The sequence below is a fragment of the Porphyrobacter sp. HT-58-2 genome (assembly GCF_002952215.1).
Lineage (GTDB): Bacteria > Pseudomonadota > Alphaproteobacteria > Sphingomonadales > Sphingomonadaceae > Erythrobacter.
The window spans coordinates 1,165,271-1,181,419 of record NZ_CP022600.1 but is presented as its reverse complement, the minus strand read 5'-3'; the positions used below and the strand labels follow the sequence as shown (position 1 = coordinate 1,181,419).

General features: G+C 65.6%; 12 protein-coding genes, 1 pseudogene and 1 riboswitch. Of the genes and pseudogenes, 9 read left to right on the top strand and 4 right to left on the bottom strand.

Features of this window, described 5'->3' with window-relative positions; genetic code table 11:
- Positions 1-17: 17 nt before the first annotated feature.
- Positions 18-124, bottom strand: a riboswitch (TPP riboswitch).
- A 33-nt stretch (positions 125-157) separates the two neighbouring features.
- Both CHX26_RS05610 and CHX26_RS05605 read right to left on the bottom strand, forming a co-directional pair.
- Entirely contained in the window at positions 158-754 is a 597-nt protein-coding gene (locus CHX26_RS05610) for a DUF2585 family protein (protein WP_104941522.1), read from the bottom strand.
- 193 nt (positions 755-947) lie between these two features.
- The gene (locus CHX26_RS05605) at positions 948-2,228 is read right to left on the bottom strand and encodes a metal-dependent hydrolase family protein (RefSeq protein WP_104941521.1); all 1,281 of its coding nucleotides are present in this window, start codon (positions 2,226-2,228) and stop codon (positions 948-950) included.
- A gap of 175 nt (positions 2,229-2,403) precedes the next feature.
- Here CHX26_RS05605 and CHX26_RS05600 point away from each other — a divergent pair, with 175 nt between their 5' ends.
- Both CHX26_RS05600 and CHX26_RS05595 read left to right on the top strand, forming a co-directional pair.
- A complete protein-coding gene (locus CHX26_RS05600) occupies positions 2,404-3,357 on the top strand; it encodes a hypothetical protein (RefSeq protein ID WP_104941520.1) in 954 nt (317 codons plus the stop codon).
- An 87-nt stretch (positions 3,358-3,444) separates the two neighbouring features.
- The gene (locus CHX26_RS05595) at positions 3,445-4,332 is read left to right on the top strand and encodes a hypothetical protein (protein WP_104941519.1); all 888 of its coding nucleotides are present in this window, start codon (positions 3,445-3,447) and stop codon (positions 4,330-4,332) included.
- 25 nt (positions 4,333-4,357) lie between these two features.
- Here the strand turns inward: CHX26_RS05595 and CHX26_RS05590 are convergent, their stop codons facing one another.
- The gene (locus tag CHX26_RS05590) at positions 4,358-5,329 is read right to left on the bottom strand and encodes a MipA/OmpV family protein (protein WP_104941518.1); all 972 of its coding nucleotides are present in this window, start codon (positions 5,327-5,329) and stop codon (positions 4,358-4,360) included.
- Positions 5,330-5,463: 134 nt separating this feature from the next.
- Between CHX26_RS05590 and crtY the strand changes: the two genes are divergently transcribed.
- From crtY to CHX26_RS05560, 6 genes and pseudogenes are all read left to right on the top strand, one after another.
- Positions 5,464-6,711, top strand: a complete 1,248-nt coding sequence (gene crtY, locus CHX26_RS05585; protein WP_104941517.1) for a lycopene beta-cyclase CrtY — start codon at positions 5,464-5,466, stop codon at positions 6,709-6,711.
- Positions 6,712-6,818: 107 nt separating this feature from the next.
- Positions 6,819-8,308, top strand: a pseudogene (locus tag CHX26_RS05580) (phytoene desaturase).
- Entirely contained in the window at positions 8,305-8,886 is a 582-nt protein-coding gene (locus CHX26_RS05575; RefSeq protein ID WP_104941516.1) for a TIGR00730 family Rossman fold protein, read from the top strand. The pseudogene CHX26_RS05580 and the gene CHX26_RS05575 overlap by 4 nt, the downstream one beginning before the upstream one ends.
- A 10-nt stretch (positions 8,887-8,896) precedes the next feature.
- Entirely contained in the window at positions 8,897-9,847 is a 951-nt protein-coding gene (locus CHX26_RS05570; protein WP_104941515.1) for a phytoene/squalene synthase family protein, read from the top strand.
- A gap of 95 nt (positions 9,848-9,942) precedes the next feature.
- Positions 9,943-11,865: an acetyl/propionyl/methylcrotonyl-CoA carboxylase subunit alpha gene (locus CHX26_RS05565; RefSeq protein ID WP_104941514.1), complete on the top strand. Its 1,923-nt coding sequence runs from the start codon at positions 9,943-9,945 to the stop codon at positions 11,863-11,865.
- 87 nt (positions 11,866-11,952) lie between these two features.
- Positions 11,953-13,503 carry an acyl-CoA carboxylase subunit beta gene (locus CHX26_RS05560; protein WP_104941513.1) on the top strand — a complete coding sequence of 517 codons (1,551 nt, stop codon included), beginning with the start codon at positions 11,953-11,955 and terminating at the stop codon, positions 13,501-13,503.
- Positions 13,504-13,617: 114 nt separating this feature from the next.
- Here the strand turns inward: CHX26_RS05560 and CHX26_RS05555 are convergent, their stop codons facing one another.
- Positions 13,618-14,838, bottom strand: coding sequence for a multidrug effflux MFS transporter (locus CHX26_RS05555; RefSeq protein WP_233997294.1), 1,221 nt, complete (start codon positions 14,836-14,838; stop codon positions 13,618-13,620).
- Positions 14,839-14,989: 151 nt separating this feature from the next.
- Here CHX26_RS05555 and dinB point away from each other — a divergent pair, with 151 nt between their 5' ends.
- Entirely contained in the window at positions 14,990-16,123 is a 1,134-nt protein-coding gene (dinB, locus tag CHX26_RS05550; protein ID WP_104941512.1) for a DNA polymerase IV, read from the top strand.
- Positions 16,124-16,149 lie beyond the last annotated feature (26 nt).

Sequence of the window (16,149 nt, the reverse complement as noted above, 5' to 3'; positions counted from 1 at the left end):
GCGAGCGGGAACCATGGCCGATACGACCAGCCCACTCCCTCCGCCTGTGTTAACAGGTTCAGGTTCGACGGGTCGTGGGGTGCAAAGCCCACCTCTCAGCCAAGCGGCTCCCCGGGGATGAAAGGGAATTAGGCCAAGGCCAGCCTCAAGTCCAGCCTCAGGCGACCCCGCCTGCCGCCTGCCATTCGGCAATCGCATCGATCGGATAGAGCAGCATGATCACGTTCAATGTCAGATTGTCGCGCACGACATAGCCCGCAACCAGTTCCCCGATCACCGCCAGCGCCACCGTGACCCGAACCGGCAGGCGCAGGGCGAGCCAGAAGCCGAAGCTCATCCAGCCGATATCCGCGAAAGAGTTCAGCACGCTGTCGCCCGAATAGCCGAAATTGGCGGTCACGGCGCGGAAGCGATTGATCACCATGGGCGTATTCTCCAGCACCTCCCACGCCGCCTCCAGCAGCACCGCCAGCGGAAAGCCCCAGCGATAGCCCTGCGCCCCGCCCAGCCCGCGCTTCACGAACAGCCACCAGCCGAAGGCGTAGAAGATCATCCCGTGGATGATGTGGCTCGGCGTGTACCAATCGGTGATGTGCTGGCTGTTGCCCGCATCGTTGATCTGCCCGTGCCACAGGCTGACATAACCGCATTCGCAGATCGGCGAGCGGCCCATGGCGAGCAGGATGGCGATGGCCGCCGCCGTGATGGCGAGTGCCACGAGAACCGTGCGGCGGTCGGGAATTAATGCGCCCATAAGGCGTTAGCTGCCGTGCGCGCACCGATTTGGCAAGCGCCCTGTAGGCACAAGGACACGCCCGCTCCCTGCGCTTTCGTAAACTGGTTCCGGCTCGACAGAGCGGGCGAAGCTTACTGCCGCCTCTCAGCCATGAAGCAGACTCTCCCGGGATCGGGCGGGGTTAGAGGGTGTGCAGTGGGGGCGTCGAGCCTCACTCGATCACCCGCCCGCGGACCATCACGAAGTCGACCTTCTCCAGCACGGTCACATCCGCCAGCGGGTTACCCTCGACTGCGATGATGTCCGCCGAGAAGCCCGGCGCGAGGCGACCGATCTGGTTTTCCATGCCGAGCACCTTCGCCGCGACAGTGGTCGCGCTGGCGAGGACTTCGCGGTCGGTCATGCCCTGCTTTTTCATCAGCGCCAGTTCCTCGGCATTGCGGCCATGCTGGAACACGCCCGCATCCGTGCCGAAGGCGACCGTCACGCCATATTGGCGCGCCCGGCTGACCAGCGATCCCATCAGCGGTTCGACCGCGCGGATCTTGTCTTCGACCACCGGGGTGTAGACGCCCTTGCCCAACCCTTCGGACACGCCCTGAAACGCCATCAGCGTCGGCACAAGCACTGTGCCGCTGGCCTTCATCGCGCGGGCTGCCGCCTCGTCCAGATAAGTGCCATGCTCGATCGAATCGATCCCTGCTTCGGCCGCCTGCTGGATGCCGCGCGCGCCGTGGGCATGGGCCATGACCTTGAGGCCCAGCGAGTGGGCGGTGTCGGCAATCGCCTTCATTTCGGCGGGGGTGAAGTGGGCTTCGAGTCCGCGGCCCTGCTGGCTGAGGACGCCGCCCGTGGCGGTGATCTTGATCACGTCGCTGCCGTTCTGGCTGGCAAGCCGCACCTTGGCCGCGCATTCGACCGGGCCGGTGCAGTTGAAACCGCTGTCGAGCAGTTCATTGACCTCCGAACGGAAACCATTGACGTCGCCATGCCCGCCGATGATCGCCAGAGCCGGGCCAGCCGCCACGACACGCGGGCCGGGAATGATCCCTTCGGCCGTGCCGCGCCGCAGGGCAAAGGCGGTGTCGCGCCCGCTGCCCGCCTCGCGCACGGTGGTGAAGCCCGCGAGCGCGGTAAGGCGCGCGTTCTTGGCCCCCACGACCACGCCCCATTCCTCTGGCTCGGTCGCCTCCTTCCAGAAATCGCCGCCCGGATCACCGGTGAGGTGGGTGTGGAGGTCGATCAGGCCGGGAAGGACAGTCTTGGCTGACAGGTCGATTTCCCGGTCAGCGGTCACCGGATCGTGTCCGGGCGTGATCGACACGATCTTACCGTCGGAGACGATGATGGTCGCAGCGCCGCTCGGCTGGCTTGCGGCATCGGTGATGACGCTGCCTGCCCGGATCGCCACGGTCTCAGCCGCAAGCGGGGTTGCCAGTGCTGCGGCCAGAACGCCGAGCGAACCTGCCACCTTGCGAAAAACTGTCTTCATGTCCTTTACCCCTCGCCCTCGTCTTCCAACCCCGGAACGCGTGATGCGCGCTTGCCGGCTTGCAGGCAAGCCCTGCCACGGCCAGCGGTGCCGGGAATTCATCGGCCATTCATCGCCGAAACGGCTTATATTGCTGAATTGCTTGATGGAGTCGTCTGTGCCCCCTCGCATTGCCATGCTTCTGTCCTGCGCGGCTTTGGCCCTGCCGATAAGCGCCGCGTCCGCGCAGACAGCGCCCGCGGCGCAGCCGTTCCGGTTCGACAAGCTGACCGATCCGGCGATCACCGCCGCCATCGAAAAGGGGGACATCGAGGTCGATTCCAGCGGCGAGATCATCGTCGAAGGCACCACCGAAAAGGAAATCCGCAATTTCGTGTGGCGATCGATCACTTCGATGAGCGGGCGCAAGATCGCGGTGCGCATGGAGCCGATGTGCATCAGCTTCGACAATATCGACGCCGAGCTTGAACGGCAGCTGCGCCAGCGCATCGCCGAAAACCTCGCCACCATCGGCACCAGGCTTGAAGATCCGGGCTGCACGGTCAACACCGCGGTCGCCTTCCCGCGTGATGCGCACGCTTTCGTGAACTGGCTGTGGAAGAAGAAGCCGCAGGTGTTCGGCGCCTTGTACAGTCCGGAACGCCGACGCCATATCCGGCCCAGGCGGATGGCCTACAACTGGCATTATGTCGCCGGCAAGGGCGAGATGCGCGAAACCCAGCGCGCGGGCGGCACACTGGAGGATGTGTGGCAAAGGACGCTGTTCTTCACGGGCGGCGTCAACTCCGCGGAAAGCCGGATCGTGCAGCAGCTCGGCACCGATGCCATCTCGCATAGCTTCACCGTGATTCAGGCCAGCGCGCTGGAAGGCATTACTCCGACGCAGCTGGCCGATTACATCACCATGCATTCGCTGGTGACCTTTGAACCCGGCGTGCGCGCGGAAGTGCCGCAAGGATCGATCCTGCGCCTGTTCGACGATGCGGGCGCCAATGAATTTGCGGCAGAGGAAATGTCGGCGGTCGACCGGGTCGTGCTGAGCACGCTCTATCGCAGCGGGCGCAGCTATTTCAGCGCAGGCTTGATCCGCGACGAAATTGCCCGCACCGCGACAAAGGATCGCCCCTGAGCGTCGGAACCATCGCAATTCACGCTGCGTTCACGCGTGTGAAGGCCTCAGCCTGCCATCTCGTAACACCCTCCCCGGAGCCCCCGCATGATCCGCCCTGCCCTGTTCTCGCTTGCTGCTCTGCTGGCCTCTGCCGGTGCAGCCCACGCCAGCACCGCTGCCGAAGCCGAGGCCGAGGCGCCCGAGGAACTGGGTGAGATCATCGTCGAAGGGCAGACCGAAAAGGAAGTGCGCGAATTCCTGTGGCGCGCGATCACCCCGGTCAGCGGCCGCAAGGTCGCCCGCCGGGACGGGCCGGTGTGCATGGTGTTCGACGATATCAACGCCGAGCTTGAGGCAGCTCTGCGCGCCCGCATCGCCGAAACCCTTGCCGCAATCGGCAACGAACTGGCTGCGCCCGGTTGCACCCCCAACGCCACGGTGGCCTTTCCGCGCGGCGCGCCCGCCTTCGTGCGGTGGCTGGAAGATGAGCAACCCAAGGTCTTCGGCTCGCTCTACGGCGCAGAGCTGCGGCGCTTCACCCGCACGCCGCGCGTGGCCTATAACTGGCACTACCTCCCCGAAAAGGCCGATCAGATCGAACGCCAGCGCAACAATTCGGTCGCCTTCTTCCGCGCCGATGAGAACGCCGGCGGACTGGCGGGGCAGATCGGCACCCCGGCCATTGCGCGCAGTTTCACCGTGATCGATGCCAGCGCGATCGACGGTCTGACGGTCAACCAGCTGGCCGACTACATCACCATGCAGGCGATGGTGATGCTGGAGCCCGAAGTGCGCGATGAAGTCCCGGCCAGCTCGATCCTGCGCCTGTTCGACCAGCAGGGTTCCAACCCTGCTGCTGCCGAGGAATTGTCGCAAGTCGACCGGGTGATGTTGGGTGTCATCTACCGCAAGGGCCGCGGGTCTTTCACACCCAGCGCCATCCGTGCCGAAGTCGCCCGGGAACTGGCAAAGGGCGGCGCGGCAAGCAAATAGAGCACCCCGCGCCAGACCGGTTGCCTCAGAAGGTGTAAGCCAGACCCAATCCGAGGATGAACTGGTTGGCATCGCCGCGCTGCGCCGTGAAGGGCGTATCGGCACTGTCGCCCAGCAGCCGCGAAATGCCGCCCACCCCGGTCACCGACCACCCGCCGTTCAGCGGATTGCGGTCAAGATCATAGGACAGGATCGCGGTAGTGCCGATGCGGTTCAGCCCACCGTCGGCGCGGAATTGCGGCAGGCCGGTCGCCAGCGCCTGCGCGGGATTGATGGTGAAATAGTATTCGGCAAAGCTGTCATCGACGAACTCGGCGCTCATCTGTGCCTGCAACACGATGGCCTTGCCGATCGGCGCACGGTAGGTCACCTGCGGCTCGATCACCAGACCACCATGCGCGCCCAGTACGTCGCGGCGGGCCTGCACGCCCACGCCGAGCTGATCGACCGGCTTGAAGATCCCGCGCCAGGCCACAGAAACATGGCCGCCCACTTCAAGCGCGGCATCAAGCTTGCCCGCGCGGGCGACGACTTCATCCTTGATCTGGACATTGCGATCATTGCGAAAGCGGAACGCCGGGCCGAAGGCGATGCGCGCGCCCTTCTGCGGCGCAAGCCCCGGCTTGCCGGGGTTGAGGTCGATCAGGAAGCCCGGGCCATTGGGGCTGATCCCCATCCCGGCCACGCGCCCGACAATCAGCGGCAGCGGGAAGGCGATGTAATCATCCGACCCGGCATAGCTCGGCACCATCCCGACGCCGAGGCCGATGGTGGCCCAGGTGTCGTCGAACACCGGCTTGGTGAAGGCAAAGGTCGGTGGCGCTCCGCCCGGCTGGCTTTGCTGCGGCGCCGACTGCACCGAAACGGCGACCTCGGCCTGTTCTTCGGCACCGGCATCTGCAACGACTTCAGCCAGCGCGGCATCTTCCGAAGCAAGCGCCGGCGCAGCGCAAAGCAGGGCGGGGACAAGCGGGAGGAAGATCGAACGAAGCGTCACAGGCTGCGGTCCTTGTGCGGGGGGGGGCACGAGAAAAAACTCGCGTGCCACATATTGTTTCCGCGTGATGTTGCAACATCCGATTTGCGCGAGCGATTGCCGTATGGCTCGCCCTCGCCTAGTGCCGTTCGGACATGCCCGACTCAAACCAAGATCAGGTTTCACAAACACCTGCCGCGCACGACGTGATCATCGTCGGGGGCGGCCTTGCGGGCGGGCTCATCGCGCTGGCTCTGCACCGCCATGCCCCGGACTGCCGGTTTCTGCTTATCGAGGCCGGGCGCACGCTGGGCGGGCATCACCGCTGGAGCTGGTTCGAAACCGATATCCGCCCCGGCGCGCGGGCGCTGATGGCAGGCTTTGCCCTCAATGGCTGGGATGAAGGCTATGACATCACCTTCCCGCGCCTTGGCCGCACCTTGCCGACCGCCTACCGCTCGCTCGCCAGTGCAGAATTCCACCGCGCGCTGATGGCCGAACTGCCGGCCGAGCAGGTGATGCTGGAAACCAAGGCTGCTGGCCTTGATGCAGGCGGTGTGACACTGGCGGATGGCACCCGGCTGGCGGCGCGGCGCGTGATCGACTGCCGCCCGTTCAAGCCGTCCAAGGCGCTCAGCGGCGGTTGGCAGGTGTTCCTCGGCCAGCATTTCAAGTGCGAGACGCCTCACGGCCTCACGCGGCCTGTCATCATGGATGCGAGCGTCGATCAGGTCGCCCCCCACGGCAATGGCGCGGCCTACCGCTTCGTCTACGTCCTGCCCCTGTCGGAAGACGAGGTGTTCATTGAGGACACCTATTATGCCGATCAACCGAAGATGGACGCAGACGTGCTGAAGGGCCGGGTGGCCGAATATGCCCATCGCAACGGCTGGAAGGGCGAGGTGATCGATCAGGAAGCGGGCATCCTGCCAGTGATTTCGGGCGGGGATTTCAACGCCGCCCTTGCCGAAATCGCGATTCCGGGCGTGGCGGTGGCTGGCGCGCGCGGCGGATTCTCGCACCCGCTCACCAGCTACACCCTGCCCTTCGCCGTCGATAATGCGCTCGCCATTGCCGGGCTGATCGCGCGTCGGCCCGAGGTGACGGGGGCGGAACTCGCCGCCTTCTGCAAGCGCCGGGCCAAGCGGCACTGGGGCGCAACCGCCTATTACCGGATGCTCAGCCGGATGCTGTTCGAGGCCGCCGAGCCGGACAAGCGCGTGGTGGTGTTCGAACATTTCTACGCCCTGCGGGGCGCGCTGGTGGAACGGTTCTATGCGGGCCGCTCCACCTGGCCTGATCGCCTGCGCATCCTTACCGGCAAGCCCCCCGTAGCTATTCCGCGCGCCATTCGCGCACTCTTTTCCTCAGGTAAGCCTCTCAACACGGAGACCCCGGCATGAACGCCGACGCGAAGCTCAATCTCACGGGCGCCAAGGGTGTGAACCCGGCGCTGGCCGAGCGCTATGCCGGACGCACCGCCTGCGTGATCGGCGCAGGCTTCGGCGGCATGGCGCTCGCCATCCGGCTGCAATCGGCAGGGATCGCCACCACCGTCATCGAAAGCCGCGACAAGCCGGGTGGCCGGGCATACTTCTGGGAGAAGGACGGCTTCACCTTCGACGCCGGGCCGACGGTGATCACCGATCCGCCCTGCCTTGAGGAACTCTGGGCGCTTACCGGCCACGACATTGCCGAAGATGTCGAGCTGATGAAGGTCATGCCCTTCTACCGCCTCAACTGGCCCGACGGCACGAATTTCGACTATTCGAACGACGAAGCCAGCCTCAACGCGGAAATCGCCAAGCTCAATCCGGCCGATGTGGCGGGCTATGCGCGCTTCCTCGAATATTCCGAGCGGGTCTACCGCGAGGGTTATCTCAAGCTCGGCACCAAGCCTTTCCTCGATTTCAAGTCGATGCTGAAGGCCGCGCCTGCGCTGATCAAGGAACAGGCGTGGCGCTCGGTTTACGGCATGGTCTCCAGCTATGTCGAAAACGAGAAGCTGCGCGAGGCGCTCAGCTTCCACACGCTGCTGGTTGGCGGCAATCCGATGAACACCTCGTCGATCTACGCCCTGATCCACAAGCTGGAGAAGGACGGCGGCGTGTGGTGGGGCGCCGCGGCGGCCCACGCCCGCGCCGTGACGTGTGGGCGCGCGGCGGCACCAACCGGCTGATCGCAGGCATGGTGCGCCATTTCGAGCGGCTGGGCGGCACAATGCGCGTCGGCGATCCGGTGGTGCAGGTGCATACCCTCGGGACCAAGGCGACCGAGGTCGAGACCAAGAGCGGCTTCAAGCAGCGCTTTGACGCGGTCGCCTCCAACGCGGATATCATGCATTCCTACAAGGACCTGATGTCGAACAGCGCCCGCGGCAAGCAGATGGCCAAGTCGCTGGGCCGAAAGAGCTTCTCGCCCAGCCTGTTCGTGGTCCACTTCGGGCTGGAGGGCACCTGGCCCGGCATCCCGCATCACATGATCCTGTTCGCCAAGCGCTACAAAGGGCTCTTGGACGACATCTACAAGAACGGCGTGGTGCCGGAGGATTTCGCGATCTACCTCCACCACCCGACCGTGACCGACCCGAGCATGGCACCTGAGGGCAAGAGCACCTTCTACGCGCTCGTCCCGGTCAGCCACATGGGCAAGATGCCGCTGGATTGGGACGAAGTCGCGCCCAAGCTCGAAAAGATGATCCTCGACGAGTTGGAGCGCCGCCTGATCCCCGACATCCACAGCCGGATCATCACCAAGTTCAGCTACGCGCCCAAGGACTTCAAGGCGGACCTCAACGCCCACATGGGCAGCGCCTTCAGCTTGGAACCTGTGCTGTGGCAAAGCGCCTGGCTGCGCGGCCACAACCGCGATGACGTGATCGACAACTACTACCTCGTCGGCGCAGGCACCCACCCGGGCGCAGGCATCCCCGGCGTGGTCGGCAGCGCCAAGGCGACGGCGGGCCTGATGCTGGAGGATCTGGCGAAGGTGCCTGCGTGAAACGTCTCGCCGTCTATTGCGGTTCGGCCTCGCCCGAGGATCCGCGCTATATCCAGCTTGCCTATGACGTCGGCGCCGAACTCGCCGGGCGCGGGATTGGCGTCGTCTATGGCGGGGGCAAGCTCGGGCTGATGGGCGCGGTCGCCAAGGGGGCGAAGGATGCGGGCGGCGAGGTCATCGGCATCATCCCCGAAAGCCTCGTCCGCGCCGAAGTCGCCAATCACGATTGCGACGAACTCGTCACCGTCAGCGGGATGCACGAACGCAAGCAGAAGTTCACCGACCTGTCGGACGGCTTCATCACCCTGCCCGGCGGGGTCGGCACGATGGACGAGCTGTGGGAAGCGATGAGCTGGTCGCAGCTGGGCTATCACTCCGATCCGGTCGGCATCCTCAACGCTTTCGGCTTCTATGACGATCTGCTGGCCTTCAACGCCAAGATGGCGGCGGTCGGCTTTGTGCGGCCCGCGCATCAGAACATCCTGATCGCGGCGACATCGATCCACGAACTGCTCGCCAAGATGGCGGCCTATCAGCCCCACACCCCGATCTTCCGCATGAAGGCCGAGGAGCTGTAAGGTTCGGGCGATGGCGGTCGATGCAGCAACCCGCGCCGCGCTGGTCGAACACGCCCGGCTGTCGATCAAGAAGGGATCGCAGAGCTTTTCCGCCGCCTCGCAGCTGTTCGATAATGCCACGCGTGAACGCGCCTGGCTGCTCTACGCCTGGTGCCGCCGGGCCGACGACATTGCCGATAATCAGGACATGGGCGGCGAGCTGGGCGACCAGTCCGATCTGGCCGAGCGTCTCGCCCGCATCCGCCGCCTGACCGCGCTGGCGTTCGAAGGCAAGCCGACGAGCGATCCGGCCTTTGACGCGCTGGGCGTGGTCGCCGCCGAAGTGGGCCTGACCCCGCAAATGGCCGAGGACGTGATCGAAGGCTTCCAATTGGACGCCGAAGACTGGCGCCCGCGCACCGAGGCCGACATGATGCGCTATTGCTACCATGTCGCGGGCGCGGTGGGGGTGATGATGGCGGTGGTGATGGGCGTCTCGCCCGAGGATCAGGAGACGCTCGACCGCGCGAACGATCTCGGCCTTGCCTTCCAGCTTTCCAACATCGCGCGCGACATCGTGGAGGATGATGCGGCGGGGCGCTGTTACCTGCCGATCGAATGGCTGGTCGAACAGGATATCGAGCCCGGCCAGCACACCAAGCCCCACCACCGCAAGGAACTCGCCGAAATGGCCGCGCGGCTGGTGGCGCTGGTGGAAAAGCACGAGGCGGCGGCGCGCGTGGGCGCGGCCAAGCTCCCCTTCCGCAGCCGCTGGGCAGTGCTGTCTGCCGCGCGCATCTATGGCGCAATCGGGCGCAAGGTGCGCAGCCGAGGCGTGGAGGCGTGGAACAGCCGCACCTATGTCCCGCGCGGCGAAAAGGCACTCTATGGCGTGCGCGCGTTTCTCTCGGCGGTCATCAATCGCGAGAAGATGCCGGAGGGCGGGATCGACTGGGGAATTGCGGATTTTCGGCCACGCTGAGCCCGATTCCGTTCGCCTCGAGCGCAGTCGAGAGGCTTTGCCGAGTGTCTCGAGTGCGCTCGACACGAACGGAGGGTGGGGCTAATCCCGCTCCCATGATTACCAAACTCCTGATCGCCAACCGCGGCGAGATCGCCTGCCGGATTATCCGCACCGCGCGCAGCATGGGGATCGCGACCGTCGCGGTCTATTCCGATGCCGACGCCAAGGCGCTGCACGTGCGGAGCGCCGACGAGGCGGTGCATATCGGCCCCTCGCCTGCTGCCGAAAGCTATCTGGTGGGCGAAAAGATCATCGCGGCCGCCAAGCAGACCGGGGCGGATGCGATCCATCCCGGCTATGGCTTCCTGTCCGAGAACGCCGACTTCGCGCAGGCGGTGATCGACGCGGGGCTGATCTGGGTCGGCCCAAAGCCTGCCAGCATCCGTGCCATGGGCCTGAAGGACGCCGCCAAGCAGCTGATGCGCTCCGCCGGCGTGCCGGTGACGCCGGGCTATGACGGGTCGGACCAGTCGGTCGAGCGGCTCACCAAGGAGGCCGAGGCCATCGGCTACCCCGTCCTTATCAAGGCGGTCGCAGGCGGCGGCGGCAAGGGGATGCGCAAGGTCGATGACCCGGCTGACTTCGCCGCCGCGCTCGAATCCTGCCGCCGCGAGGCCAAGGCCAGCTTCGGCAATGACGAGGTTCTGCTGGAGAAATGGATCACCTCGCCCCGCCATATCGAGGTGCAGGTGTTCGGCGATGCCCACGGCAACGTCGTCCACCTGTTCGAGCGCGACTGCTCGCTCCAGCGCCGCCACCAGAAGGTGATCGAGGAAGCCCCCGCCCCCGGCATGGACGCCGAGACGCGCGAGGCGATCTGCGCCGCCGCCGTGCGCGCGGCGAAAGCGGTCGATTACGAGGGCGCGGGCACGATCGAATTCATCGCCGATGCCAGCGAAGGCCTGCGCGCCGACCGCATCTTCTTCATGGAGATGAACACCCGCCTGCAGGTGGAGCATCCCGTCACCGAGGAGATCACCGGGGTCGATCTGGTCGAATGGCAGCTGCGCGTGGCGAGCGGCGAGCGTCTGCCCAAGCGGCAAGAGGAGCTGTCGATCAACGGCCATGCGATCGAGGCGCGGCTTTATGCGGAAGACCCGGCCAAGGGGTTTCTGCCGAGCACGGGGCGGTTGGAGCGTCTCGACTTCGGCCTGTCCTACCGGATCGATACGGGCGTGGCAGAAGGCGCGGAGGTGTCGCCGTTCTATGACCCGATGATCGCCAAGGTCATCGCTTTCGCCAATGAGCGGGACGATGCAATCGATGCACTGATCGACTCGATGAGGGGGCTTCAGGTCTGGCCCATCCGAACCAATGCTGCCTTCCTGCGTCGATGCGCCGACCATCCCGATTTTCGCGCGGCCAATCTCGACACCGGCTTCATCGCCAGGAACGAGAGCGAACTCATTCCGGCCGACGCGGCAAACGAGGCCGAGTGGCAAGCGGCAGCAGGGTTCGCTCTGGCCGACCAGCCCGCAGAGGCTGAATATCTGCCCCAGGGTTTCCGGCTGAATGCACCTTCGACGGCAAGGGTCGCCCTTAGCCATGCGGGCGAGAGGCGGGTGATCGAGCGCGCTAGATCGACTGTCCCAATCCATTCGGATTTCGGGACGATGATGCTGGCGGACGGCGACGATAATGCGCGCGCTTTCTCGGCCACAGTGACCGACGATGAAATCGTGCTGTTTTCGGAAGGTCGGGCCATTGGTTTCCTGCGCTCGGTTCGCGGCACCGGCCAAGCCTCCGCCGCCGATGGGGCGATCATTGCGCCGATGCCGGGCAAGGTCATCGCCGTCGATGTTGCCGAGGGCCAGGCCGTCACCGCCGGGCAGCGGCTCATGGTGCTCGAGGCGATGAAGATGGAGCACGCCCTCACCGCGCCCTTCGACGGCAGGGTCGAGGGGCTGGCGGTCAGCGCAGGCGGGCAGGTGCAGGTCGAGGCGGTGCTGTGCCGGGTGGTGCCTGCGGCGGAATAGTCCCTTTCCGTTCGTGTCGAGCGAAGTCGAGACACATTGGCACAAAGGGTTCTCGACTTCGCTCGAACGCAGCGGCAGATTGACGGCATGACCTGGGCCAAGGAACTCGAAGAACTGCGCCGCCGCGAGGCGCTGGCCGAGCAGATGGGCGGCGCGGACAAGGTTGCGCGGCAGCATGGGCGCGGCAAGATGGACGCCCGCGCGCGGCTTGCGGCGCTCTGCGACGAGGGTAGCTTCCGCGAGATCGGCAAGATCGCAGGCTCCGCCAAGTATGACGCCAACGGCGACCTCGCCAGCGTCACCCCCGCCCCCTTCCTCTTCGGCAAGGCCACCATCAACGGCCGCCCGGTGGTCGCCACCGCCGACGACTTCACCATCAGAGGCGGCGCGGCGGATGCAGGCATCGCGCGCAAGATGGTGCAGGCCGAGATGATGGCGCACCAGTTGAAACTCCCGATCATCCGCATGATCGACGGCACCGGCGGCGGCGGCTCCGTAAAAACGCTCGAACAGATCGGCGCGACCTATATCCCCGCGGTGCCCGGCTGGGGCGATGTGGTGACGAACCTCGACACGGTGCCGGTGGTGGCGCTGGCGCTGGGGCCGACGGCGGGGCTTGGGGCGGCGCGGACGGTCGCCAGCCACTATTCGATTATGGTGAAGGGCCTCAGCCAGATCTTCGCGGCAGGGCCTGCCGTGGTCGATGGCTTGGGCGAGGCCTACAAGGGCGGCGCGGCCAATCACGAGGAGGCCAAGGAAGCGCTTGGCGGATCGGCGATCCACACCCGCAACGGCGTGGTCGATGACGAGGTGGCCAGCGAGGCCGAGGCCTTCGCCCGCGCGCGGCATTTCCTCTCTTTCATGCCCGAATATGTCGGCCAGCCCGCCCGCCGTGCGGCCTGCGATGATCCGACAGACCGGCGCGAGGAGGCGCTGCTCAGCCTCGTCCCGCGCGACCCGAAACAGGTCTATTCGATGCGCCGCTGTCTCGATCATGTTTTCGACCAAGGCACCGTGTTCGAGATCGGCAGGCACTGGGGCCGCGCCGCGATCACTGCCCTCGCCCGGCTCGATGGCTGGCCGGTCTGCGTTATCGCCAGCGATCCCAGCTACCTTGGCGGATCGTGGGAGGCGAAGACCAGCGAAAAGGTCGAACGCTTCGTGCGCCTCGCCGACCAGTTCCGCCTGCCTATCGTCCACCTCGTCGACAACCCCGGCTTCATGATCGGGCGCGAGGCGGAGATGGCGGGGACGATCCGCTACGGCGTCAACGCGATGAACGCGATCTACCGCGCCACCGTGCCGCTCGCCTCGGTGGTCCTGCGCCGCGCCTATGGCATCGCGGGCAGCGCGATGAGCAATGCTGATCGCTACCAGTATCGCTATTGCTGGCCATCGGGCGACTGGGGGAGCCTGCCGATCGCGGGCGGGCTGGAGGTCGCGTACAAGGCGGAGCTGGAGGCCGCCGACGATCCCGAGGCGCTGCTGGAAGAGATCCGCGAAAGGCTGGCCAAGGTCACCTCGCCCTTCCGCAGCGCCGAACGCTTCAATGTCGAGGACATCATCGACCCGCGCGACACCCGGCCCTTGCTATGCGAATTTGCGGGGCTCGCGTGGCGGAGGCTGGGGGCGCCTTGATATTCCGCACCCCATCCGGGGTGCGAAGTCCTCGCTCATGCGACCTGAAGGTCGCGTCGCTGCGGGCGGGCGCCAAAGTTTATCGGCGCCCTTGCGGCCGCTTGCGCGACCGGATCAGCGCGATAGTTCAGCGTCGCTCGGCCCGAACAGCTTGCCCTTCTCGCTCAGCAGCACCAGCACCAGGCAGGTAATTCCGCTCGCCAGCAAGGCCAGCGCCAGCGGGCGCGCCGTGCCATCGAAAGCATAGCCAATCGCCCCGCCCAGCACAGCGGCCATGGTCATGCGGACAAAGCCATGCGCGCTGCTTGCCGCGCCTGCGATGGCGAAGAAGGGGTTCATCGCAATCGCACCGAAATTGCTGCCGATGAAGCCGAGCAGCGCCATGTTGATCGCCATCAGCGGGACGAACTGCCACAGTTGCTCGTCCGGCTGGAAAGCGAAGACCACTTGGCAAGCACTGATGACGATGAAGGCGAACAGCGCCGTATGGCTCACCCGCCGCGCGCCGAAGCGTTCGACGATGCGCGAATTCGACCAGCTGGCGAGCGCCATTGATCCGGCGCATACCGCAAACACCAGCGGGAAGATGTCGCCCGCTCCGAAGGTTTCAGTGATCAATTGCTGCGAGGAATTGATGAAGCCGAACAGCGCCCCGAACACCAGCGCCGAACCGATCACGTAGCCAGCCGTGCTCGGCAAGGCGAGCGCGCGGGTCATGTTGGCGGCGATGGCGCGCGGTTCGATGGGCTGCTTGTTCTCGTCCGAGAGGCTCTCCGGCAGGCGAATGTGAACCCAAGCGCCCATCAGCACGCCGAGCCCCGCCATGACGCCGAAGATCGCGCGCCAGTTGCCGACCTGCAGGATCGCCTCGCCGATCGTCGGTGCAACGGCGGGCACCATCAGGAAGATCACGAAGATCAGGCTCATCATCCGCGCCATCTTGTCCCCGCCCACCCGGTCGCGAATGATCGCAGGCGGCAAGGCGACGATCCCGGCGGCGAAGAATCCCTGCGCGGCGCGCACCGCAATCAGCGCATCATAGGTCGGGGCAAGCGCGGACAGCACCGACAGCACGATGTAGACGGCAACCGAGCCCAGCAGGATCGGCCTGCGTCCAAAGCGGTCAGCCAGCGCGCCCGGCACCAGCGCCCCCATCCCGGCGGTGAGCAGATAGACGCCGATCACGAATTGCCGGTCATTGCCGTTCACCGAAAGATCGCGGGCCAGCGCATCGAGCGCGGGCAGGATTGCATCGATGCCGAAGGCGTTCAGAGCCATCAGCATCGCCATCATCCACAAAAGCTCGGTTTCCCCGAGAGCCTTGCGAACAGGCATGGGAGAAGCGTGCGAAGTAGCCATCGCGGGGTCTTTGCCCATCGGTTCGCCAGAAGACCACTGTTCTTTTCGCATCTGCACAAAATGGCAGACGGCGCGATTCGTTCCAGCAATGGTTCCTTCCCCGGTCACAAGGTTCTATTCGTGCCGCATGGCAAGCGATGCGCCTTTGCATGATGATGGCAGAGAGGCTCGCACGGACGAGCTCGGTCTGAGGAAGATCATCCATGTCGATATGGATGCCTTCTTCGCCAGCGTCGAGCAGCGCGACAATCCTGACCTCAAGGGCAAGCCGGTCGCGGTCGGCGGGGCAGGCGGGCGCGGGGTGGTGGCCGCCGCCAGCTACGAGGCGCGCAAATTCGGGGTGCGCAGCGCCATGCCCTCGATCACGGCAAGCCGCCTGTGTCCCGACCTCATCTTCGTGCGCCCGCGCTTTGATGCCTACAAGGAGGCGAGCCGCCAGATCCGCAAGGTGTTCGAGCATTACACGCCAATCATCGAGCCGCTGAGCCTTGACGAGGCCTATCTCGATGTCACCGATGATCGCCTCGGGATCGGCAGCGCCACCCGCATCGCCACGCTGATCCGGCAGGAAATCCGCGCCAAGACCCAGCTGACCGCCAGCGCGGGGGTGAGTTACAACAAGTTCCTCGCCAAGCTTGCGAGCGATCAGAACAAGCCTGACGGTATGTGCGTGATCCGCCCCGGCGAAGGCGCGGCATTTGTGGCGGGCCTGCCGATCCGGCGGTTCCACGGGGTTGGCCCCAAGGCGGAGGAGAAGATGCAGCGCCTCGGCATCGCCACCGGGGCCGATCTGGCGGCAAAGGACATCGCCTTCCTGCGCGAGCATTTCGGCAGCATGGGCGATTACCTGTTCCGCGCCGCCCGCGGCATCGACCTCAGGCCCGTGGCCGCACACCGGGTGAGGAAGTCGGTCGGCGGGGAGCGGACCTTCTCCGAGGATATCGGCAGCGGCGCGGCGCTGCGCGAAACCCTCGCCACCATCATCGACATCGTATGGGAACGGATCGAAGCCTCGGGCGCGAGGGGGCGGACGGTGACGCTCAAGCTGAAGTTTACCGATTTCCGGATCATGACCCGCAGCGCCTCGCTGCCCGACTATGTGAGCGGAAAGGCGCAATTCGCAGCCCTCTCCGGCGCGCTGCTCGAAGCCGAACTACCCCTACCGCGACCGATCCGGCTAATGGGCCTGACGCTGGGCAATCTCGAAGGGGCCGAGGATGAGAAGCCCGTCCGCGACGAGGCGCAACTGCGATTGCTCTGATTTGGTGGCCAACTTCGGTGGCGCAG